This window comes from Bryobacter aggregatus MPL3 (assembly GCF_000702445.1).
In the GTDB taxonomy this organism is placed as follows: domain Bacteria; phylum Acidobacteriota; class Terriglobia; order Bryobacterales; family Bryobacteraceae; genus Bryobacter; species Bryobacter aggregatus.
On the sequence record NZ_JNIF01000003.1, the window covers coordinates 3,669,936 to 3,693,033 of the forward strand.

Annotated in this window: 20 protein-coding genes; 9 read left to right on the forward strand and 11 right to left on the reverse strand. The window is 57.6% G+C overall.

Annotated elements, in window-relative coordinates:
* Positions 1-13: 13 nt before the first annotated feature.
* Entirely contained in the window at positions 14-1,018 is a 1,005-nt protein-coding gene (gene galT, locus M017_RS0116980) for a galactose-1-phosphate uridylyltransferase (RefSeq protein WP_031499326.1), read from the reverse strand.
* Between the two features lie 19 nt (positions 1,019-1,037).
* Here galT and M017_RS29420 point away from each other — a divergent pair, with 19 nt between their 5' ends.
* Positions 1,038-1,232 carry a hypothetical protein gene (locus tag M017_RS29420; RefSeq protein WP_162179959.1) on the forward strand — a complete coding sequence of 65 codons (195 nt, stop codon included), beginning with the start codon at positions 1,038-1,040 and terminating at the stop codon, positions 1,230-1,232.
* A 677-nt stretch (positions 1,233-1,909) separates the two neighbouring features.
* Here the strand turns inward: M017_RS29420 and M017_RS0116995 are convergent.
* Positions 1,910-6,169, reverse strand: a complete 4,260-nt coding sequence (locus M017_RS0116995; protein ID WP_080507893.1) for a putative Ig domain-containing protein — start codon at positions 6,167-6,169, stop codon at positions 1,910-1,912.
* A gap of 148 nt (positions 6,170-6,317) precedes the next feature.
* Between M017_RS0116995 and M017_RS0117005 the strand changes: the two genes are divergently transcribed.
* Both M017_RS0117005 and M017_RS0117010 read left to right on the forward strand, forming a co-directional pair.
* The gene (locus tag M017_RS0117005) at positions 6,318-6,752 is read left to right on the forward strand and encodes an ATP-binding protein (protein ID WP_031499331.1); all 435 of its coding nucleotides are present in this window, start codon (positions 6,318-6,320) and stop codon (positions 6,750-6,752) included.
* Between the two features lie 30 nt (positions 6,753-6,782).
* Positions 6,783-7,127: an STAS domain-containing protein gene (locus M017_RS0117010; protein WP_031499332.1), complete on the forward strand. Its 345-nt coding sequence runs from the start codon at positions 6,783-6,785 to the stop codon at positions 7,125-7,127.
* A 15-nt stretch (positions 7,128-7,142) separates the two neighbouring features.
* Here M017_RS0117010 and M017_RS0117015 read toward each other — a convergent pair whose 3' ends face one another.
* Positions 7,143-9,014, reverse strand: a complete 1,872-nt coding sequence (locus tag M017_RS0117015; RefSeq protein WP_031499333.1) for a hypothetical protein — start codon at positions 9,012-9,014, stop codon at positions 7,143-7,145.
* 6 nt (positions 9,015-9,020) lie between these two features.
* Between M017_RS0117015 and M017_RS0117020 the strand changes: the two genes are divergently transcribed.
* The 5 genes from M017_RS0117020 (at position 9,021) to M017_RS0117040 (ending at position 13,811) form a co-directional block, all read left to right on the forward strand.
* Positions 9,021-9,266: a FeoA family protein gene (locus M017_RS0117020; RefSeq protein ID WP_031499334.1), complete on the forward strand. Its 246-nt coding sequence runs from the start codon at positions 9,021-9,023 to the stop codon at positions 9,264-9,266.
* 2 nt (positions 9,267-9,268) lie between these two features.
* Positions 9,269-11,152, forward strand: coding sequence for a ferrous iron transporter B (gene feoB, locus M017_RS0117025; protein WP_031499335.1), 1,884 nt, complete (start codon positions 9,269-9,271; stop codon positions 11,150-11,152).
* A gap of 126 nt (positions 11,153-11,278) precedes the next feature.
* Positions 11,279-12,058 (forward strand): PEP-CTERM sorting domain-containing protein, encoded by a 780-nt coding sequence (locus M017_RS0117030; RefSeq protein WP_031499336.1) that lies wholly within the window; start codon positions 11,279-11,281, stop codon positions 12,056-12,058.
* 73 nt (positions 12,059-12,131) lie between these two features.
* The gene (trxB, locus tag M017_RS0117035) at positions 12,132-13,052 is read left to right on the forward strand and encodes a thioredoxin-disulfide reductase (protein WP_031499337.1); all 921 of its coding nucleotides are present in this window, start codon (positions 12,132-12,134) and stop codon (positions 13,050-13,052) included.
* Between the two features lie 3 nt (positions 13,053-13,055).
* Positions 13,056-13,811, forward strand: coding sequence for an SDR family NAD(P)-dependent oxidoreductase (locus tag M017_RS0117040; protein WP_031499339.1), 756 nt, complete (start codon positions 13,056-13,058; stop codon positions 13,809-13,811).
* On the opposite strand, the gene M017_RS0117045 is transcribed toward M017_RS0117040, so the two are convergent.
* Positions 13,791-14,483 (reverse strand): class I SAM-dependent methyltransferase, encoded by a 693-nt coding sequence (locus M017_RS0117045; RefSeq protein WP_051670318.1) that lies wholly within the window; start codon positions 14,481-14,483, stop codon positions 13,791-13,793. The genes M017_RS0117040 and M017_RS0117045 overlap by 21 nt on opposite strands.
* 8 nt (positions 14,484-14,491) lie before the next feature.
* Positions 14,492-15,832 carry a sensor histidine kinase gene (locus M017_RS0117050; protein ID WP_031499342.1) on the reverse strand — a complete coding sequence of 447 codons (1,341 nt, stop codon included), beginning with the start codon at positions 15,830-15,832 and terminating at the stop codon, positions 14,492-14,494.
* 21 nt (positions 15,833-15,853) lie between these two features.
* Between M017_RS0117050 and ribA the strand changes: the two genes are divergently transcribed.
* Positions 15,854-16,444 carry a GTP cyclohydrolase II gene (ribA, locus tag M017_RS0117055; protein ID WP_031499343.1) on the forward strand — a complete coding sequence of 197 codons (591 nt, stop codon included), beginning with the start codon at positions 15,854-15,856 and terminating at the stop codon, positions 16,442-16,444.
* Here the strand turns inward: ribA and M017_RS27860 are convergent.
* From M017_RS27860 to M017_RS0117085, 6 genes are all read right to left on the reverse strand, one after another.
* A complete protein-coding gene (locus M017_RS27860; protein ID WP_051670321.1) occupies positions 16,441-17,808 on the reverse strand; it encodes a matrixin family metalloprotease in 1,368 nt (455 codons plus the stop codon). The genes ribA and M017_RS27860 overlap by 4 nt on opposite strands.
* Positions 17,809-17,912: 104 nt before the next feature.
* Positions 17,913-20,642, reverse strand: a complete 2,730-nt coding sequence (locus tag M017_RS0117065) for a M14 family zinc carboxypeptidase (RefSeq protein ID WP_031499345.1) — start codon at positions 20,640-20,642, stop codon at positions 17,913-17,915.
* A gap of 6 nt (positions 20,643-20,648) precedes the next feature.
* A complete protein-coding gene (locus M017_RS27865) occupies positions 20,649-21,623 on the reverse strand; it encodes an alpha/beta fold hydrolase (RefSeq protein WP_080507895.1) in 975 nt (324 codons plus the stop codon).
* 77 nt (positions 21,624-21,700) lie between these two features.
* Positions 21,701-22,237 (reverse strand): DUF4252 domain-containing protein, encoded by a 537-nt coding sequence (locus M017_RS0117075; RefSeq protein WP_031499347.1) that lies wholly within the window; start codon positions 22,235-22,237, stop codon positions 21,701-21,703.
* A gap of 10 nt (positions 22,238-22,247) precedes the next feature.
* Positions 22,248-22,583 carry a hypothetical protein gene (locus tag M017_RS0117080; RefSeq protein ID WP_031499348.1) on the reverse strand — a complete coding sequence of 112 codons (336 nt, stop codon included), beginning with the start codon at positions 22,581-22,583 and terminating at the stop codon, positions 22,248-22,250.
* Positions 22,580-23,086: an RNA polymerase sigma factor gene (locus M017_RS0117085; protein ID WP_031499349.1), complete on the reverse strand. Its 507-nt coding sequence runs from the start codon at positions 23,084-23,086 to the stop codon at positions 22,580-22,582. The genes M017_RS0117080 and M017_RS0117085 overlap by 4 nt, the downstream gene beginning before the upstream one ends.
* Positions 23,087-23,098: the final 12 nt, after the last annotated feature.

Consider the following 23,098-nt stretch of genomic DNA (forward strand, 5'->3'; position numbering starts at 1 on the left):
GATTTTAAGACACTCAGACCATGCCGGCGTCGCGCAAGAAGCGCGATGCTTCTTCGGGCGGTGTGGGATTGATATAGAAGCCGGTACACCACTCAAAACCAGCGATCTTCGTCAGTCTTGGGATGATCTCAATGTGCCAATGGAAATGCTCCATGGCTCCTTCCTGGACCGGCGCCGTGTGGATGACAAAGTTGTAGCTAGGACGCTCGAGCACCTTGTCGATGCGGCGCAGCAGCGTGCGCATCACCCAGGCGAGATTGTGGATGGTCTGCGGCGTGCTGTCTTCAAAGTGGCTGCCATGATGACGCGGCATCACCCAGGTTTCAAAGGGGAAGCGCGGGGCATAGGGCGAGGCGGCGACAAAGTGATCGGTCTCTAGGATCATCCGCGTGCCGCTTTCCATCTCCTGGCGAATCATGTCGCACCAGATGCAGCGCTCGCGGAAGTCGAAGTAGCGGCGGGAACCATCAATTTCTTCCTGCACCCGCTTAGGCACGATGGGCAGGCCAATGATCTGCGAATGCGTATGCTCGAGCGTCGCGCCGCCCAACTCGCCATGGTTCTTGAAGCAGACGATGTAGCGCATGCGCGTGTCGCGCTTCAGATCGCGGATGCGTTCGCGAAAGGCCCAAAATACTTCTTCGATGGTTTTCTCAGAACACTCAGAGAGAAACAACTCGTGCTTCGGCGTTTCGATGATCACCTCATGCGCGCCAATGCCGTTCATCCGGTCATAGAGCCCGTCGCCGATGCGATCGAGGTTGCCTTCGACGCGCAGGGCGGGGAACTTGTTGGGCACGACGCGCAAACTCCAATTGGGATCGTTCGGCTCGCCGCCATCGGGGCGAAACCCAAGGATCTCCGGCGGTGTTTTCGATTCATGACCGGTACAAAAGGGACAGAACCGGTTGGTCGGGCCGGCGACGGGCACGCGGACAAAGTCTGACGGCCGGCGAGCCCGTTCGACGGAAATGATCACCCAGCGTCCGGTCACCGGATCGCGTCGCAATTCTGGCATAGGAAGCCCTGATTTTCGCATGCTTGCGGGGGCCCGGCGATGCCACAATCGAAACTGTGAGATCCGGGCCCGGATGGCACAGGGCGGGCGCTTGTTTGATGGCATCCTCGCGCAGACGCCAAGCGATCGTTGTGTCTTACCCGGTACGGAACGCACCGATGCGGCGTTTTTGGAGCAAAAAATTGTTGCCGCGCTTCCGACCGATGAGCCGTAGCTCGTCGTTGCGGAATCTTTCTCTGGTCCGCTTGCTTTGCAAATCGCTGCTCGAAGCGGAAACCTGTCTGTCGCACTGGTCCTCTGCGCCAGCTTCGGCCAGGCACCCATCCCGCCGCCGCTGCTGCGCTTCCTTGCGGTACTCGTGCCGATTTTCTCTGTATCCGATTGGATCATCGGGCAAAAGCTGCGATCCACGAGATTTCGATGCCTGCGCTGTCCAGCCGCTTCGAGGTACTGGCAGCCTTCCGCGCAAGCTTTGTCCCTCATCGGAGACTGGCTGCTCAGCTTCTTAAGATCCCCCTATCCACAACTGCAAGTCGAACAGATCAACTCGCCCCGCTTGGTACTGCAATGCGAGCCGCAGCAATGTGTCGAGCGGATTGTCGATTTTGTGAACGGGGCGATGAGAAAGTAGAGCGCAATGCGCTCCTGCAGAACTTTACGAACTCGACGAAAAGATCGAAGATATAGATCGCCGCACAGAGTCGATGCGAAACTCATCCGCAGCCATCCACTTACGATTCGGTTCCAGCCCATTGGCGATATGTTCGCGATCGTCGGAGTGCTTTCAACCGCTGGACGACACTCAGTTGGTCTGCCAGTCTCAATATCTTTGAGCAAGTGGTCTCCGATCTCAAATTCTCCTATCGCCTTACCCGTGATGAGCTGTGGCCCTCACTGCACCGCGACCGTTACCTTCGCCGGGCTTTCGTAACGATCCACCTTCACGCGAATCTCCTGCACCCCAAATGGCGTTGCCGCCGGGATCTTCGCGTTGATCTGCGTCACACCTTCGATCAATCCTGGTGCATGTCCGGCATAGACAATCTCCGCCGGAACGCCGCCAATCGTCACACTCACCGGTAGCCGCAATTGACCGACGCCCGGGGCCACGGCACCGGGCACTCCGTGCGGATCGACGTCGCCCGCACCCGTCAAATACAGAACCAGAATCGAGCCGCGCCTCACCGCATTCGTTGCCCCATTCAGACTCCCATTCTCATTCAGCGCGGCGGCTTGTCCCGCGCCTGAGGAATCGACGGTAAATAGCGCGGGCTTTGCCGGCTGCGTCACCAGGCGATAGGGTGCAGACTGCTTGCCATCGCGCTCAATCGCAATCGTGCGCTCGGTGACCAGATCGGGATTCCAGGGCGCGATCCAGCTCAGTTGCCCGGCCAGCGTATAGAGCAGCGGCGCGGCGACTCCGTCCACCAACACCCTGGTCCCGCCTAGCGTGGTTGGTACGAGGTTTTTCGCATCGAGCGCAAAGGTCTGAATCGAGGTGGGCCCCAGGCCACTGCCAAAGCCCACGACCACTTCGCCCGGTGCAATCGTTTCTCCCTCATAGCTGGCCGCACTCAACAACGCCGCGACCTGCGGGTAGCCTTTCGGCGCAATTACAATCTCCACTTGATGCGTGACCTCGGCGCCATTGCTGTCCTTCGCCTGAACGAGAACAATCCAGAGGCCGGACTGCTCGGGCGTGCCGCTGAGGACTCCTGTTGTCGATAAGTCCAAGCCTGGCGGCAACGAACCCGCGCGCAGTCCGTAGCGCAGCGTCCCGATTGCGCCTTTGACCGGAAGGGGCTGGGAATAAGCAGCGCCGACGCTTGCGCCCGGCAAACTCTTGCGGACGAAGGTCAGAGTCGAACTGGATTCCACCGGCAGGATGAAACTCAGCATGCTGTCGTTTCCTCCGGCGTCGACCGCCGTTACGACAAAGGTATATTCTCCACTGCTGAGCGGAGTGCCGACTAGGGTGCCGTCGGGCAGCAAGCGCATTCCTTCGGGCAACTGACCGAGACTGTCCAGACTCACGCGAAACTCCGAGGGCGATCGCCAACCGGAGAGCGGAATTCGTGCATTGTAGGCCGTGAAGGTTCTGGCGGGATTCAACCGCGTCGGCTTCGGTACTTTGACTTCCACTTCGCGATCCAGCATCTGGCCGATGCCGTCGCGGATCCGCACCGTTGCTGAGAAGTTGCCGGGAACCAGTAGGGGGCCGCTGATTGCCCCCCGCGACAGGAATTCCAGGCCCATCGGAAGGCTCCCCCGAAGGATCTCAATCTGATAAGGCGGAGCTCCCCCGCCCACTCCGAGATCTCGATAATAGGGACGATAGAGCGTTTCGATGGAGGGGAAGGTGGTCACGTTTCCCATCGCGCCCGCAGTGGCGGCGATGTTGACGAGATAGCTCGTCATCGCCATATTGCCTCGTGAGTCCGTGATGATGGCATAGAATTGGTAGTCTCCGGCAACCAGGGGGATCCCTTTCAACTCGCCATTCCGATCGAGACTGAGGCCAGGGACTGGATCTCCATATTCAAAGCGATAGACATAAGGTGGGGTTCCGTAGGCAGGACTTCGCTGCATGTGGAACGCTTGTCCTACGACGCCTTTTTCAACAGATCCCCGCCAATTGGCACTCCAACCGGGATAGCCGCTGATGGCCCAGGAGAGGACGTCCAGTTCCATGGGAATGAGATTCGTCAATCCGTTCCGGTCGGTGACGCGCGCCATGGCGGAGAAGGAACCGCTCTTAGAGGGCATTCCGGACAAGGTCAGCGCTCCATTGGCGTCGGTTACAAACTCGAGGCCCAGCGGAATGTTACCGCTGATCCACTGCCCCCGATAAGGCGGCGTTCCTCCAGAGAGTTCGAGCAACTTTACGGTGGGCGTATCGCGCTGTGCGGCGCTGAGCCTGGGAGAGCCGAGCGGAAGTGGTCCGTCGTTTCCGATCAGAATGGTGAAGGTTCTCGGAGTCGAAAAACTGGCCGAAGTTTGGCCGATGACGCGGAAGCTGAAGACTCCCGTCCGGCTGGGTGTGCCGCTGATCCCTCCGGAGGAACTCAAGCTTAGGCCGGGAGGCATCGGAACGCCCTCTGCTAGAGAGTAGCGAAACGCATCGCGAATGCTTACGGTGTCCGAATAGGCTTGGCCTCGCCGGGCGGCTTTTAAATGCCCGGTCTCCGAGTTGGTGTCATCGATGAGGAATCGGGGCCCTGGGTCCTCGGTGGCAAGGCGTGTTGCTGTGCTCGCACTCGCCACTTGAATCATCGGTGTTGCGATGGTGCTTCGCCCCAATGCATCGCGCACGCGCAGTTGGAAGTAGTAAGTAGCGGCTGCCCCCGTCGGCGTGCCGGAGATCTTACCGTCGCTGCCTAGGCTGAGTCCGGCAGGAAAGAAACCGGCCGGCAGCATCGTGTACTCGTAGGGTGCTTTGCCGCCGTGTGTCGTGATGTAGTTCAGATAAGGCTTTCCGACTTGGGCATTGCTATAGAAGTCGACTACCCGAAGTGCATTGGCGGCGACGGCAAGATTGAGGGGCATCTCTTGTCGAACGCCCCGCGCATCCTGCAACTGCAAGCGGAATGAGTATTCGCCCACTGCTGTGGGGATGCCTTGCAGCAGGCCATTGTCCGAGAGCCGCAAGCCGGGCGGCAACTGTCCGCTCACGAGTGTGACGGTGACAGGTGCAACCAATTCTTCCGGGCGCCCACTTCCCATATAGAAGTAGTAACTTTCCCCAAGAACAGGTTGGGGGTAAATAAGAGAAGCAAAAGGCCAGCTAATGATCCTCGTCTGGATGGTCAACTCCTTTACCAGAGAAGCGCCCAGGCTATCGGTGACCTCAACCGTGAAGCTTTGATGCTCCACTTGTCTGGGGTTCCCCGCTACCTGCCCATTGGTCAGCAGGCGGAGCCCCACCGGAAGGGCCCCGCCTACGACACTGAATAGATAGGGCGGTTTGCCTCCGCGGGCGCGGAATACCGTAGAGTCGTTCTCTCTTTCAAAAAAAAGCGGATCGTCGGACTGTACCGTGAGTGGAAGAGCTTGCACGGTGAGGTTCAGGGTCAGAGTTTCCTGTTGCCCGCTACTATCGGCGACTACTACCGGGATCCGGTAGGAGCCCGCTTGTTGCGGCGTGCCGCTCAGCTTGCAATTACTCCCGATCGAGAGACCGCTTGGATAAGCTGCTCCTCCACTGGAACAACGAAAGGGCGACAAGCCTCCGATGATCTCCAGTGCATACTCGTAAGGCTCGAATGCAATCGCGTTGGGCGCCTCGGACCGATACAACTCCATCTTGCCGATCTGAACCAACAGCGTGTATTGCTGGACAATCGTTGCGCCGAGGGCGTCGGTGACCCGAATGGCGATCGGAACAGGACCTGTCTTGATCTGATAGGTCTGAAGCAACCCGGAGGGACTCACGCGATAGTCATTGGTGCCGAAGTTGGCGATCTCGAAACGGTAGGGGGCGACTCCTCCACTGCCTGTCAGTTGCACACTGTAGTCGACATTGAGGCTGGCAGGAGGCAGAAAGTCCGGCAGGATCGTCAGTTTTGCTCCTGAGATCGTGATCGAGTAGGGCAGGTTGTAAACCTGATCGTAGCTGTCCGTAACGCGGAGGGTGAAGGGAAAGACCCCACGTAAGAACGGGGTACCTATCAGCTCCAGACGGTAATCGCCATGTGGAATCATGATGATGCCTGGTGGAAGGCTCCCGCTGGCAAGGGCGGCCAGGTATGGGCCCTCTGCACCATTGATCGCAATCTCGCTTCGATAGCCGTCCCCAACTGTGCCTGCCGGGAAGCTGAGAGGGGAGAAGCTCAACTGGGTTGGCGCACTGTTCACACGAGCGCTGAATGGTTGATCCGCCGTGGCGCCCTGTGCGTTGGTCGCGCGAAGCGTAAACTGGAACGTCCCGAGTGCTGTCGGCGTTCCCGAGAGCAGACCTCCGCCATCCAAGTTGATCCCCGGTGGCAGTGTACCGCTCTGCAAATGGTATCTGGCAATTCCGGAATTGCTAGATACCAGCAAGTTGAACGAGTATGGCCGGTTCAACGCAAAGCTCTTCAACTCCGTCGTGTACCAATACACCTGGGCCGACGCCACGGTGCAAAACAGCAGATTCAGTAACACCTTCCACATCCAACACCACCTAGGAGAGCGAGATAAAGTCAGGAGCAATTATCTGATACTTTCTTTCAGGCAGCCGCAACTCCTATTCTTCAAGGGTTTTCCGACTTGACAGCCACTCTTCCTGCCTGACAAGCTAATGAATCTACGGGCTTCACCCATGGCCGCTTCATTTCAACAGGAATCGAAAGAACACCAGCTCGATTCTACGCTCGACAGCGTGGATTTGGCCGATCAAGCCGTGATCGAATTCGCGCGCAAGATTGGTTTTGACGAAGATGACCAGAATTCGATCTCCATGGCCGTCCGTGAGTGTATGGTGAACGCCGTTGCGCACGGGAATCAGTACAATTCGCGCAAAAAGGTCTATCTCAAGCTCGAAGCCACTCCGGATAGCCTGACCGTGTCGATCGGGGATGAGGGCAATGGTTTTGACGAATCCGAAGTGCCTGATCCGCTGGCGCAGGAGAACCTGCTCAAGCAGTCCGGCCGAGGCTTGTTACTCATGCGTGCCTTTATGGACGAATGTGAGCACTTCTCTCGAAGTCCGCAGGGTACGATGGTCCGCATGATCAAGCGGCTTCATGAATCTTGATTTTCTGGCTTTCCAAAGGAGGAATTAACTGTGAGCGTTACGATCAATACTCGCCAGGTTGGCGATGTCACGGTAATCGATGCGGCCGGCCGCATCACGCTGGGTGAAGGATCCAGCGCATTTCGTGACACCATCAAGGACCTGGTCAATAAGGGCGACAAAAAGATTCTGCTGAATCTGGGTGAGGTCAGCTATATCGATAGCTCCGGCATCGGTGAATTGGTGAGCGGATACACCACCGTATCCAATGCAGGTGGCAAGTTGAAGCTCCTGAGCCTGACCAAGCGCGTGCAGGATCTGCTGCAGATCACCAAACTCTACACTGTCTTTGAAGTGTTTGACGATGAGGCCGATGGTCTGGCCAGCTTTTCCTAGCCGCCAGCCCTCCGTTTAAGGGTGGATTGCGATATCCACCATGTCGTGGAAGCTCGAAGATGTCTCGATTGCCAGCGGCACAGCCGATCCACTGGGTGCTGCCGCTGGGATCACAATATTCATCTGATAAAGTCCTGCAAAGCCTGGCGCCGCTCCGGCGAAAGTCACCACCGCCTTCACTCCTCCCACATAAGCATTCACGGTGTCCGTCACCCGGCTCAACGTTGACGTCGAAGCGGGTGCCCCATCTACAAGAGCCGGATTCAGTTCCCCCAGACCAGTCAAATAGACCTGCACCACATCATTGCGGTTGGCTGGATTGCTTGCCGTTACTAGCGAATAGTCTGACTTCAAAATCGCGCCCGCTCCGATTCCATTCTGAGAAAGGCTGTATACGCCCGGTGCCGTGCGTGCCACGGGAACGGTGACCCGGTTGCTTTCCTGGTCTCCAATTTTTACCACCACTTCCGCTGTGGTCCCGGAAGTTGCAAAAGGCACCAGCACGCTCATCTGATAAGCACTGACGAAGTAGATAGGGGCAGGGCGATCCTGGATCGTAACGCTCACGCCGGCTAGTGCTTTGGGGAAAGGGGCGGTGGCCAGCACGGGGGCGGCCGGTCCCAGTCCTGTTCCGAAGAGCGAAAGAAACTGGCCGGGTGCGATGGGGTTGCCTACCGGTGCAAAGCTTGCCGCATTGAGCACTCCCGCAGGGTTGAGGAAGATGCCGCTACCGGTCAGATCGCGGGCCTTGACTCCCACCATCAATTCGTAATTGTCCGATTCCGCTACCGAAGTTCCGCTCGCCAGAAACACATTGCCAGAGCTGCTGAGCGCAAAGCGATTATTGGACAAGGTACCTACGCCATCGTTGCCAATCGAATAGTTGTTTAAGGCGGTCGCGTCGACAATCCCTTCTGGAAGGCGTACGCGGCGGCTCCAGACTGCCTGTCCGGTGCCGAGTGCATTCGCCGCGCCCACAAAATTAGAGGGCCGCGACTGATCGACTTTCAGGCTGGCTCCGAAATAGAGCCCCTTGAAGTTGGCATTGGAAACTGGAGCCGCCACCGTCTTCATCGCGAAAAAGATATCGTGGGCACCCTGCGAGGTGGAGCCGCCAATGATAAATTCACCTCCGGCGGAGGCATAGATTTGCTTGTCCCCTAGCAACAATTGGGCGCTGCTGGTGTATGGAGCTGTCACCGGAAAGACGAGCAACCCGGAGCTGTCATTGTTGAGGCTGTAGATTGTGGGGCCGATTGCCTGCTGTTGCACGCGCTTGCCGCTTTGCACCGCCTGCCCCGAACTGTTCACCAGTCCGATGGTGCCCTGGCCGCCGGAGGTAAAGCGAAAGAAGCTGTTCTTGATGTTGAAGAAGATGCCGTTGGGGAACTCAATGGAGGTGCCCACATAGCTGCCATTGATCGTTGCATTGGAAGCGGCCAGCGCGGGTAGCTGAACTGCGATCATCAAATCGAAAACATTTCCGGAGGATTCCGTCGTGCCGCCCAGTAGGATGCCGTTGCCGAGACGCAAATTCAGCCGCGAGTTCGCATCGAGCGGATTGGTCATCGAAACAAACCCATTGGGCGCTACGGTATAGGTGCCGCTTCCCGAGGACTGGTTGGGCGCGGAATTGCCAAGATTGCGCGTCGCCTGGTAAGAAAAACTTCCTTTCCCGTCAAAACTGAATACACCCACCAGGCTGCGCGATTCGATTGGCTGGCCCGCCGTATTGGTGGAGACCAGGACTTGCCGGAAGCCGTAACGGCCGCTCAGAAAGTTTGCATCGAGCACTTGAGCTTGCAGTTGAGTTGCAAAGAGTGCGAGCGCTAAATAGCCGATCCATCGGTGTTTGGTGCCACCTTTGTGGCTATACTGTGAGTACATTGTCAAGTGAATATCCCCGCTAGATCTCTGGCTCAGCTCGCCAAGGGCGAAAGAGCGATTATCGGACATTTCGAACTTCCCGAAGAAATGGGCCATCGGCTGATGCTAATGGGCATGATTCCCGGTTGTGAGGTAGAAGCGGCTCATGTCGCACCTGCCGGAGACCCGACGGTGTACAGGGTGGACGGAACGGAAATCGCCCTGCGCCGTGAGACTTGCTTGAAAATTCTCCTCGAGATTGAGAACTCCTAACCATGAGTGATTGTCACAGCGGAGCCTCGGCAACTCTCCCTGATATTGTAAACCCTGCAGATCACCGGCTTGTCGCTTTGATTGGGCCGCCCAATACGGGCAAGTCGACTCTCTTCAATCGTTTGACGGGATTGCGCCAGAAGGTGGCGAATTACCCGGGCGTCACTGTCGAGCAGCATATTGGCACCGTTCGCGTCGATCTCATCCGCGAGGTTACGGTGGTGGATCTTCCTGGCGTGTACTCCCTCGACCCTCGTACCGAGGATGAGCAAGTGACGCACGATGTTCTCAAAGGACTGATGCCGAATCTGCCCAAACCGGATGCGGTTCTGCTGATCCTCGATTCCACAAGTCTTCCCCGGCAACTCATGCTGGCCGCTCCCGTGCTGAGTTTGGGGATTCCGACTCTCGTCCTGCTGAATATGTCCGACGACCTCAGCCGCCGGGGCGGCTCTGTCGATCCTCTCGCGCTTGCCGATCAGCTGGGTGCTCCGGTGATGCTGATCAGTGCGGCCAATGGCACTGGAATCAACGAAGTCCGCGCCTTTCTGTCGAAGACGATTCCTGCTCCGACACGGGTGGAGCTGCCGGTTTTGAATAATATTCCGAGTTGCCGCCGGTGGAGCGGGCAACTGGCTGCAAAAGCTGGCTACAACGAACCCGCCCCGCCCGAATGGTCGCGCCGGCTGGATCGTATTTTCCTCCACCGCATTTTTGGTCCGCTGCTCTTTTTGTTTGTCGTTCTGGCCGTATTCCAAAGCATCTTTACCCTGGCGCAGCCTCTGATGGAGATGGTGGAGGCGGCCGTCCAGATCAGTGGCAAGTGGATCGAGGCGAGTCTTCCCGAGACCTGGTTCCGCGCTTTGCTTGTTGAGGGCGTCTGGGGCGGGGTGGGCAGCGTCATTGTCTTTCTGCCGCAGATTCTCATCCTTTTCGCATTCATCGCAGTGCTGGAGGATTCCGGTTATCTAGCCCGCGCGGCTGTGATTGCCGATCGAACCATGGCGAAGGTGGGATTGCAGGGGAAGAGTTTCATTCCGCTGCTCAGTGGCTATGCCTGTGCCATTCCGGCGATCATGTCCACGCGCACGATCGAGAACAAACGTGACCGGATCGCCACGATTCTCATTACGCCGCTGATGACCTGTTCTGCCCGCTTGCCGGTGTACACGATGCTGATCGCGGCATTCATTCCGAATCAGCCGCTTCTCGGTGGCATTTTTAGTGTCCGGGCCGCGGTGATGCTCGGTCTCTATGTTCTGGCCTTTGCTGCAGCTGCCGGGACCGCGCGCTTGCTGAAGAGCACGATCTTCAAATCAGAAGCGACACCTTTCGTGCTCGAACTGCCTCCCTATCGCGTTCCCAAGCTCCTGGGCGTCCTGTACCGGCTACTCGATCGCGCGAAGATCTTCCTCAAGCGCGCCTCCACCACCATTCTTCTCACCAGCATCATCCTTTGGACTCTTGCGCATCTCCCGCAGCAAGCAGGGACCAATCCGCCGATTGAAGAAAGCTATGCGGGTCAACTGGGCAAGGTGATTGAGCCTGTCATCCAGCCGCTTGGCTTCAATTGGCGCATCGGCGTCGGCCTCATCAGTTCTCTGGCTGCTCGCGAAGTGATCATTGGAACGCTAGGAACGATCTATGGCATTCAGGGAGAAGAAAATTCCGAAGGCTTGCAGGCTGCCCTCAAACGCGATCTCGATCTACCCGCTGCTGTGGCGCTCCTCATCTTTTTCGCATTTGCCTTGCAGTGCATGTCCACGCTAGCCGTCGTGCGGAAGGAGACGGGCACCTGGCTGTGGCCCATCTATCAGTTCGTTTATATGGGCTTTTTAGCCTATGTTTTCGCTTGGCTGGCCCATACTCTTCTCACCCGCATTTGAGGGGGGGGGATTGGGGGGCTAACCCTCCGCAAGTAGGGTTCTAGTACCAAAACATAGATAGTTCCGTATCTAGGTCCTTTCCCTGAGATTTATTCTCAGGTAGAACAAAGGAGATACCGAACTACAATGAAGCGCCTGCTCCTGCTCTCCACCTTCCTCACCTCGGGGGTTTTTGCAACCCCAATGGTTTACAACAACAATTATTGGTATTCGAGTTCTGACCCGAATCTCTACGGGCTGAAGGAGAATTTCCAGATCCAGAACATCTCGCTCGATGCTGTACAGAGCGGCGGCAACTTTACTGGTAAGTTTGTCGCGACGCTCAACTTCAATTTTGGGTCCAACACCCTGGGCCCCTACACACTGTCCGGACTTCAGATTTCAGCTGCCGATCTCTTCCTGGTCCAAGGGGGCGCAATTGCCTATGGCATCCCTCTCATCACGCACGGGGGCACCAAGTTCAATGGCACCTCTACCGGCAATGCGGCGGTCGATGCTGGCGATATCTACAAGATCGGCAATGGCATCTCGATTCTGACCTCCACCAACCTCAGCAGTGGCTATGGCGCCGGGAACTATGGCGCGGGCAGAAGTGTCTGGCTGAAGAATGATACGGGTTCCGTGTCGAGCTGGATTGCTGGCACCAGCACCCCCACCTTCAATGGCAACTGTACTTCTAGTGCTTGCAGCACTGCGGAGTTCAGCGTCAAGATCGAGATTTCTCATTCGGCAACCGGCGAATGGCTGAGCTTCCTCCAGGGCATTGCCAGCGGCGCCGTGACTCCGTACTTTACGGACTCCACCTGCGGCAATGACCTGCTCACTGGCGTGCCGGAACCGTCAACTTATGTATTGATGTCCGGTGGCTTGCTGCTGATGGGGCTTCGCCTTCGTCGTAAGAAGTAGTCACAGAAGCTTCTGAGTTGTAAACTTGAAGCAGGGCCGCACGGATCACCCGGGCGGCCCTGCACTTGTCTTTATGCATAATGTCGTGATTCTCGGTTCCGGCTGCGCGGGCAATACCGCAGCGATTTATACGGCCCGGGCTGGCCTGAAGCCTCTTGTCCTGATGGGCCGCGAGCCCGGGGGCCAACTTTCGATTACCTCGGAAGTGGAGAATTTCCCCGGCTTCCCCGAAGGCATCATGGGGCCGCAGCTGGTTGAGAATATGAAGCTGCAAGCGGAGCGCTTTGGCGCGGAATTCCGCCACGGCACCGTGATTGAATCCGACTTGTCGAAGCGGCCATTCCGCCTGAATGTCGATGGCGAGTGGATTGAAACCGCCACGCTGATTGTGGCCACTGGCGCCAGTGCGCGCTGGCTCGGCATTCCTGGCGAGCAACATCTGATCGGCAAGGGTGTCAGCTCCTGCGCCACTTGCGACGGTTTTTTCTATCGCAACCTGAAGATCATGGTGGTGGGCGGTGGGGATAGCGCGCTTGAGGAAGCAAACTTCCTAACCCGTTTCTCGAACGTTATGCTGGTGCACCGGCGCGAGCAGTTCCGTGGCTCAAAGATCATGATCGAGCGTGTGGCTGCCAACCCGAAGGTGCAGATGGTGATGAATACGGTGGTGGATGAAGTGGTGGCGAACGCGACTGGTGTGGTGGGCGCGGCGAAGCTGCGCAATCTGGTGACTGGCGAGGTGACGCACCAGGAAGTCGACGGCTTCTTTGTCGCGATCGGACATATTCCCAATACGAAGCCATTCATTGGGCAGTTGGATCTCGATGAAGAGGGGTATATTCTCTCTCATGGGGGGGCGCGTACGAACATTCCTGGCGTCTTCCACGCGGGTGACGTGCAAGACCGGCAGTACCGGCAGGCCATCACGGCCAGCGGCGCCGGTTGCATGGCCGCAATTGAAGCAGAACGTTTTCTTGAGGCTGAAGGACACTAAACCATGACCCTGGCTGGCCGAACCGCGATTGTCACTGGTGGGGCTTCCGGTCTCGGCGAAGCCTGTGTGCGTGCGCTGGCGGCTGCGCAGTGTACGGTTGTGATTGCCGATCTGAACGAAGAGAAGGGCACTGCCCTTGCGCATGAATTGGGGGCGCTCACGCAGTTCTGCCGCACGGATGTCTGCGACGAGGCCGATGTTCTAGCTGCGCTGGACGAAGGGGAACGGCTGGATATCGCGATCAATTGCGCGGGGATTGCGACAGCCGAACGGACTCTTGGCAAAGACGGCCCGCTTGATCTGGAGCGCTTTGAGCGCGTATTGCGCATCAACTTGTTGGGAACTTTCAACGTCACCCGTCTTGCTGCCGCAATGATGGCGAAGAATGAACCAGGGCCAGACGGGGAGCGGGGCGTGATTGTGAACACCAGTTCCGTGGCCGCCTTTGATGGACAAATCGGACAGGCTGCCTATGCCGCATCGAAAGGTGCGGTTGCCGCCATGACTCTTCCGCTGGCCCGCGAGTTTGCCCGGATTGGGATTCGAGTCCTCGCGATTGCTCCGGGACTCTTTCACACACCTTTATTAGCGGGCTTACCGGAAGAAGCAATGAAGCAATTGGCTGCGACTGTGCCCTTTCCTGCCCGCCTGGGAGAACCCTCCGAGTTTGCGAGCCTTGCTCTGCATCTGGTGCAAAACCGGATGATGAACGGCGAAGTGGTGCGGCTCGATGGCGCCTTACGAATGGCGCCGCGTTAGAACGATGCGTGATGGATAGAGCGTTTGTGTGATGGTGCGCTCTTTTTCCGTCGTGAAGCCGCAGGCTTCGAGGAGTTCAATCCCCCGTTTGTCCATTTGCTGGCCCCAGAAGGCTGGAACAAGCTTGGACGCAACCCGATAGGCACGATTGAAGTATTCGCGATTCTGGCCAATCATGATCAAGGTAAAGGTGCCACCGGGCTTCAATACGCGCTTCACTTCATTGAGCGTGCGCACAATGTCGTTTGAGGCGAGGAGTTCAAGCAGGTAACAGCACATCACCGCGTCAAAGCTTTGGTCGCGGAAGGGCATCATGCGCGCATCCGATGCCTCGATTGTGCAATTGATCTTGGGGTGTTCCCGACGCATGCGTTGCATGGTCATCGCGGCCATCTCCGGGGAGATATCCACACCTACATTCAGGCCTTTGCTGTTTCGCTCTGCGATGCGCGAGAACATTTCACCAGACCCGACCGCTACTTCCAACACGTTCATGCCATCCTTGATCGCGGCAAAATCGAGCGCGATGCGGTGGGCCTTAGCGTGAAAGAGATAGCTCGAAACCGGATAGACGCCTGCTACAAGACTGTAGATACGGCGTGTCCGATTGGCGATCGTGACTGGGATCCTCTCGGTCCGCCAGTTTTCGAGAATACCTTCGAGATTTGTCAACGCAACTGTTAGTGTATTCCAGTTATGGCCGTTTTGCTGGCCGGAATTTCAATCTCTGTGCGGGTTCCATGGCCGAGACGGCTGTCCACCGACATCCGGTAGCTGTTGCTGAACAGGACTTCGAGGCGCGCTTTCACATTGGAGACGCCGATTCCACTCCCGGTTCCGAAAAGATCGGCCATTTTTTCCTCCGGAATTCCTTCGCCATCGTCTTCCACCACCAGCAGCAGACGGTTCTCATCGACAATGGAGGCGCGTAGCCAAATCGTGCCGCCATCGAGCTTTCCGGCGAGCCCATGCTTGATCGAGTTCTCGATCAGCGGCTGCAGCACCATCGACGGAACCAGGACGTCCAGGGTGTTGGCTGCGACATCACGGACAAAGCGGAGCTTTTCTCCAAAGCGGACGAGTTCGATCGAGAAATAATCGTCGATGAAGGCCAGTTCATCCCGTAACGGCGCAAAGTTGTCGGTGTTCTTCATGGCGCGGCGCAGCACATTCGATAGCTTGTAGATCATGGCGCGCGCCCGGTCTTGATCGATGCGGATCAGGCTGGAGACGCTATTCAGGGTGTTGAATAGAAAGTGCGGATTGATCTGGCTGGTGAGTGCTGCCAGTCTTGCTTCTGCAATCAGCCGTTGCTGCCGTGACAGCATGCTTTCCATGCGGGTGGTGTTCCAGATCTTGATTGGCAGCAGAGTGCAAAAGATAGAGGTGCCGCAGAGTGCGCCAATCCAAAGGCTGAGGGGCGTGTCATTGAGGCTGACCGGACTAAAGATGATCTTGTTGTGAACAATTTTGCTCTTGAAGAGAAGTTGCCCTGTGAGCCGCAGGCTCTCAGCCACCAGGACGCCGAGGGTAATGAGAATCCGGTAGCGCCAGGCCGGCGCCAGCGCACGATTCCGCAGGACGCGCCAGAAGCCCAGAATGTCGAAGAGCGGAGAATAACGCCAGATTTCTTCGGGGTTGGGGGCGAAGTCGCGCACCAGGCCGCCAATGACGCCGATGCCTGCATAGAGGGGCATGGCGAGAAGCTCCTGGGCAAACATGGCCGGCAAGCTCATCAGGATGCCACTGACCAACCCGGTGACATAGCCGCCCAGGAGTCCGGCTAAATAGGCGCCGGCCAGGGTCAGATCGGCGGCCTGGTAGGTTCCGGTGAGAACTCGTGCGGCGGCACTGGCTCCAAAGATGGTTCCAAAGGCAAGCGCCATCTCCAGCCGCTGGGTCATCGTCCTTTGCTCCCGCAACAACATCCGCTGGAAGGCAGGAATGCGGGAGAGAATCGAAGCCAAAGAAGCTGCAACGCCAAGATTGAAAAGAAGCAGGACGAACGTCGGTTCGACCATAATGGAAGTATCCCCACTATTATGGAGCTTGTTCACGCCGCTGAAGCGGACTTCCCCACAAAGTTCGGCCATTTCCGGATTCATGCCTTTGAATGGCTCGACGCAGGAAAAAGGGAAGAGGCCGTCGCCGTGACGCTCGGCGATCTTCGATCTTTGCCACCGCCGATTCTCCGCATCCACAGCCAGTGCCTGACGGGAGACGTCTTTCACAGCTTGCGTTGCGATTGCCGGGAGCAACTGGAAATGGCGCTGGCGGCGATCGGCGCCGAGGGGCGTGGCCTGATTATTTACGAGATGAAGGAAGGGCGGGGAATCGGCATTATCAACAAGTTACGTGCCTACCAGCTCCAGGATGAAGGCGCCGATACGGTTGAGGCAAATGAAGCGCTTGGTCTCGAAGTGGATCTTCGCAACTATAGACTTCCTGCCGCGATCTGCCAGTATTTTCAGATTCCGGCTGTTCGGCTTATGTCCAATAACCCGGACAAGATTGCCGCACTTGAGCTGGCCGATATCCGGGTGTCGGAGCGGGTTCCGATCATTGCGCCGGGTAGCGAACATTCCCAGGATTATCTCGATGTGAAGCGTGCGAAGCTCGGGCATTTGCTTTAGCGGACGCTGAACTTTGCAGACATCGCGGAAAGAGCTCCTGCCGGGCCATTGCGGAGATAGAGGGAATAGTCCCCCATCGCCGGGGGCGTGAAGGGGCCAACGGCTTGTGTCGAGATCAGTGGTTGTATGGCAGGCGTATCGACAACGCAGCCCTCTGCCGGGCAGCCTGGACCTTTGAAGACAAACTGTAACGTCTTCGCGTCGAAGTTCTTGCCGAGTACGGCGGCCTTGAAGGCCGTATTCACTCTGGGGATGGCATAGAGATAGACATAGGTGAAGCTGGGGACGAGTGCGGGCGTGGTGGGAATGACCGGAGTTGCCGTGGCCGCAGCGCCATAAATTGTGATCTGTCCTTCTTGATCTCCCGCCTCCAACGTGCGCTTTTTCGTTTCACCGGCGGATGCTGAAGCCCACATCGTTTGTTCGGAGCAACTGGCGTCAACCGGATGGTCGAGGCCAAGGGCATGCCCGAGTTCATGTGTGCCGACATTCTGAACGTCGAACTTCCCTGCTTCTCCTGTCGTGGTCCAGATGTAGTTGGTGTTGAAGGTGAGTGTAAAGCTGGCAATTGTGTTGGTGGAGGGTTGGTAGGACACGCGAGTTTGGGCGAGCACTCCGGCGGTGGCAATCGGTGCATAGTTGACGGTGTTGGGGCTCGCAGAATCGGTCGAGAACTTGAAGGCAGATCCTGCGTTCGCCCAGGATGCGGCAGCTTCGCTGACAACCGCGGCAAAGCCAGACGGCAGACTGGCGTCGAGCCGGTAGCTTGCCGATTTTGCCGCCCACTTCGGTCCCAATAGTTTGTAGCAGACCGGAGCGGCACTGGCTTCCGGAGTGGCCTGATTATTTTTTGCAAGAAACTCTCCGCTGCGTTGCCATTCACGCTCCCATGCCCCAACCCGGGTACGCTTGTCTTCCCCGATCACCCGGCCCACCTCCACGAGAAGGTCGAGCGGCGTCATGTCGAGCTCTGCAATCTGCTCGCGATTCATAGGGTACTTCGCCGTGGCTCGCAAGCCTTGTCCGGCTTCTTCGAGAAACACCATCACCGGCTCTCCGGTCAGAAAGCGAGGCGCGCTCGAATACAAAACACCCACGTCGCCTACCTCTCCGCCAGGCGTCGTGAATGTCAGGAAATCTGCTATACCGAAGCCATCCTTGAGCTTCGCCTCAACCTGCAAGCTCACTTCGGTATAGATCTCTCCGTCTTCCCCGAAATAGCTCAGGGTCCGTTCCACATTTCCGAGGACAACCGACTTGGCTGCCCGGACATCCCGTCCGAGATCGACATCTTTCGTCGCCGCACTGCTCCCAACTGCAAGGCTCAGGACGATCAGGATCGAAAGAAAGAGAGACTGCTGCACTGCCTAAGCTAATCGGACAAAATTCACTCCGCTTGAGAGGAGATGCGATTAAAGTTTGTAATGGACGAGCCACTGGGCAATCTTATAAGCTCGTGACGGTGAGTCTAGCGGACAACTCCCGGACCGCGCAAAATCGCATTCAGAAAGAGAATATTCAGTCCGTCCATGTAGCCGCGATAATTCGGATCGGCGGTAAAGGCGACCACCAGCCCTCGGCCTTCACTGCTCACCACCACGAATGGTTTGTACGCAAGTTGCTTGCGATTCTCTTCCCACATGTAGCCGCTCTGCAGCAGATCGCCCGGGCCGGTATACACCGCAGCATTGATGCCGCGATCGATCTTGATGGGCGAGTAGATCGCCCGCCCGCTCACCAGCGCATTGACATGATCCTGCGCGCCGGCGCCAATCCAGCTCTCCGTATCGACTTTGGCCTTGCACAGCACTCCTGCGACATCGTCTGGTAACTCGCGTTCATTCTGGATCGATTTCAGATAGTCTTCTTCCTTCGTGAAGATTCTCCCGGCCACGGGACCGCCGTCGCCAGCCGGCGTGCTTACTGCCGGAGTGGCCGTGACACCCGTTGCCGTGCGCCTGCCGCCTGGCTCAGCGGCCGGTCCTGTCCCAGCCGGAGTGCCGGGCTCTTTCGCGAGCATCTCCTGCTGGATGGGCAGCAGCCCGACCTGAGCATTCGTCAAGAACGCAGTCGCTGACCCCACTCCCACGATGACGCCTCCACCGGCGACCCAGTCTTTGATCCGCCGCAGACCTGCTCCCAGTTCTGCAGGGAGACCGCTGCCGATACTTTCCGGCACGATCAGCACCTGGAACTTACTCAGATCCGCTGTGGCGAAACTGCGGCCCCGGATGCGTGTGACCGGATAGCCAAACTGGCGTTCGATGACATAAGCCGTTGCTCCAGCACTTGCGCCGGATACCGGCGCATCCCAGATGATGGCGATATTCGGCTTCTTCAAATTGAAGTTCAGGTTGGATCCGTAATTGGGTCCGTCGTCCACCCAACTTGAGTTCATGGCCACGACTTCCGCTCCGGTGGCCAGCACCAGCTTGGCGACCATATCGTGTACAGACGCCGGATTGTCCTGGACCTGCAAGATCAGTGTGCCGTTCGGATACTTGCGGCCACTCTGGGTAAAGGCTTTGCCTGCGCTGATCACCCGGAGATTCGCCTGGAAGGCGGCGGCCAGAAAACGCCCGCTCGCCTGGGTTCCCCAGGGCACCAGATAGGCAACGCTGGCCTTGCCTCCAATGAGTTTGCCAGCTGGCATCTTCCCTGGCAGCACCGGATCCCCCGGGACATGCAGCGCACTCTTGGAGATGACTTGCTTCACATTGAACTGAATCGGCATGCTCCAGCCCGTGACATCGTAGATTTCATCGCGCTGCTTCTTTTTGCGCCGCCGCTCCTGCTCCTTCAGAAACTCCTCTTCGAGCTTCGTGTCCGGGTCGAGGAAGGTGCGAATCATCCGCTTCATCGGCTGCGCGGCACTGATCAGATAAGACCCTTGTGGCGCCGTTGTTCCTTCCACCTGGAAGGTATCCTTCGCCTGCCGGACTTCAATTCCCTGGGCCGCCAGTAGATCGGCCAGTTTATCGGCGGCGGCAGTGTCACCCTGGCGCAGCAACACATACTCCTTGTTCTCCTCGGTCTTGCCTTCTTCGATGGCGCTCTTGCGATATTGATAGAAATTCTCGAGCAGGGTTTTCCGCTGTGCTGCTGCGGTCTCACACGTGGCGATGCCCGCAACAAAATGCTTCTGCACGCTCTGCGCAAAGCTGAAGGTGGTGCCGTCCGATTTCTCCCACAACAGACCGCGGGCGCTCGCATTCTCATAAGTCATCGCGACGCCGCCATAATAGATCGGCCAACTGGCGCCATAGCCGGGATAGAACGCGTCATAGACTTCACGGGTGAAGTAGCGGAAGCCAAACTGGTCAAACCACTTTGCATCGTTCCTGCCGAAGGTGACCAGAATCTCGCGTTGGGATTTGACGATGTGTGGATTGTAGGGGACGGCTTCGGGAGTGAAGTAATAAGTCGAGTCGCCGTTCATCTCGTGCAGGTCGACAAAGACGAGCGGATACCAATCGAGCAGGGTCTTGATGCGTCCCCGTGTTTCGGGCTGGGTCATCGCGAACCAGTCACGGTTCATGTCGACCATGTAATGGTTGGTGCGGCCGTTCGGCCAGGGCTCGACATGCTCGGCGGCCACGGGATTCGCGATCGGCTCCAGGCCCTCGGCAATCTCGAAATGATGTACAAAACGGTCGCGGCCATCGGGATTCTGGATCGGGTCAAAGAGGATAACGGTGTTGGCCAGAATCGCATCCACGGTCTTGTCGTTCTTGCTGGCGAGCAGATGATAGGCCGTCATCATGGCCGCGTCCGGGCTCGAGATCTCGTTGCCATGTACTCCATAAGCGAGCATCACCAAGGCCGGTAAGTTTGCAATCAGGCGCTGTGCTTCTGCCTCGTTGGTCTGGCGCGGATCGGCCAGTTTCTTGATATTTGCCTGGATCTCCGGCAGCCGCTGGATGTTTGTTTCATTGCCGACGAAGGCAACCACGAGTTTGCGGCCTTCCCAAGTCCTGGCATACTCGACAAGCTTGACGCGATGGGGTTGTGCTGCGGCCAGCGCCTCAAAATACTTCATGAGGTTGGCATGAGAGGCGATCCGCTCTCCAACCTCAAAGCCGAGCGTTTTTTGAATCGTTGGCACGGCCGGGTCGTACTGTGCGCCTGGCCACATCTCGGCAATTTTCTTTTGTCCAAACAGATTCAGCGCCAGCAACAGCAGAATGACCGATCGCATAACTCCCTAGGGTAATGCAATTACAAGGTCATGGACGGCTTCAATCACGGCCTGGGGCTTGTCCAACAGAATCCAGTGTCCGGCGCCTGGAACCACGCGAAAGTCTCCGCGGCGCGACAGTTTCGCGAGCTTTGCTTGCCGGCCCTGATTCCCATCGTCGCCCTGTTCTGCGGCGAGCACAATGAGCGGCGTGCCGCCCAGATCAGGACAAAGCTGCGCCTGGGCGCAAGAGGCCGGTAAGTTGGCGAGGTACTCCGACATGGTGCGGAACGAAGTGGCTCGCGACCAATGTGCCCGCACCTGCCGTCTCACGTCTGGTGGCAACTTCTGAATCTGGCCTGAGATCTTCTGCGGTACATTCATACGGCCTGCTCCGCTCAACTTGCTGAGAATCGAAGGAATCATCCAACTCCCACGCTCTACCGAGTGGAGTGCGAAACGAACAATGCCACGCTCTGCGAGCCAGATCCCGCGCCGCGATAACTGCGTTGCTCGTTGTAGGATCCGTGTGCGCCGGCTGTCGAGCGGGAACCATTCCTCTGCCGTGAGCGCATCCACCAAAACGACTCCCGCGACTTCTTCGGGATACATAGATGCGTACATTCGCATCAACATGCCGCCGAAGCTGTGGCCCACCACGATACGCGGAGTGGGGACCTGCGCTGCTGTGAGCACCAACCGCATCTCCTCAATGAGGTCGCGGGCAATCTTGGGTCTGTCGTTGTAAGGAGACCAGCCCAATCCCGCGCGATCGTAGGAGTAAACCGTGGCGAACTTGGCGATCTCCGCATCCACCAGCCGCCAGCTCAAGCTCGAGGCGGCAATGCCTGCTTCCAGTACGACCGTTGCTGGACCCGCACCTTGCTTTTGGATGTGTAACGAACGCCCACCAATATCGATGAGTGCGCCAGGGGCAGGGTAAAGGCTTGCATCGTCAGCCAAGCCGTTGCGCTCATAGTTCCGCATGAGCCTTGTGACCATGTACCTTTACTCTAGCGGTTCTCCAGTTCAAGGAACCTTCTTCAAAATCTGTCTGGAGCCTTCATGGGACGACGGAATTAATTCTCGTCTTCCTTATTCCCCCCCTTGCTCCCGGTGCCCAGATTGATCTCCGGAATTCCGAACTTGCCGCTCAACTTGCTGAGCGAGTTCAGGTCCAGATCGCCAACGATGTTAATCACCGTGATCTCCCGGGGCTCTGCCGATAGCAACACAAAACCGCGTAGCCCTTTCGGTCCTTTGCGCATGAGGATCTCGGTGAAGCCCTTCTTCTCCTTGACGGAGAGAAAGGGAACAAAATCCGAATTTTTCACCTTGGCACGCAATGCTTCCATGTCCGCCAGACTGTACATGTTTTCCTTGTCGAACTCATAGGTGCGTACCTGGACGAGTTCGATGGTGCGGGCGAGATTTTGCAGGTCCTTACTACCGCCGTCGTTGGCGAATCCCATCATCAGTTTCAACTGATCGGGCCCCAGGTCAATACTGGTTGCTTCCTTGGCTTTGTCCTCGAGGCCTTTCAAGGCTCCAAGGTCCAGGGCCTGTTCGGCCAAAGCGAGAACACCCAAGCTCAGAATCAATAAAAAACGGGTCATGCTCTTTTCCTCAATCCGCTCCCCCGCGATGGGGAAGTGGGACTTCGATTACTAATTTTTTCTGTACGCCGGTTACCTTACGGGAGGTGATATCCATGGCCAACCGGAATTGCTCCATGGCTTGCCGTGCCTCGACTTCCTGATGTAGCCGCTGTTGCTGCCAACTCGATACACCGAAGACGCCGATACTGAGAGCTGCCGCGATCGTCCCCCACTGGACCCACGGGCGAATGGTCGCTTTGGGCTTTGCCACCCGGGCCAGGATGCGCTCAGCCAATCCGTCCGGTGCTGCCACAGGGCGAAGCGCCTCGCGCAGACTTTGCTCGAACTCCTGATCGTCCATCATGTCCCACTCCTTACTCGTGGCTGCCTTTCAAGCTTGCCCCGCAAAATTTTCATGGTCCGATGCAGACGGCTCTTCACGGTCGCTACTGGAATGTCCAACTGCGCGGCAATCTCGCGTGGTTCCATCTCTTCCTGGAATCGCAAGATTGTCAGCATCCGGGCCAGAGGCGGCAATGCGCGTACGGACTTTCGAAGCTGATCGAGCAAAAACGGATCGCTCTCTTCCGAGCTCACCGCAGGCTCCGCAATCTCTTCGAGTGAGGGGCCACGACGGCGCTGACGGCGGCGCATCTCATCAATTGTGCGATTCACCACCGCACGGCGCAGCCAACGCCGCGCGTGCTCTTCACTCTCGATTCCTGAAAGATTCTCATGCAGGCTCAGAAATACCTCCTGCGTCAGATCTTCCGCGACGGCACGGTTTCCCAGGGCCCGCAGTGCGATGGAGAAAACCATCGACTGGTGCCCATGTACCAGCTCGGTAAAGCTCGGCAACATTGCCATCTATCTACCTGT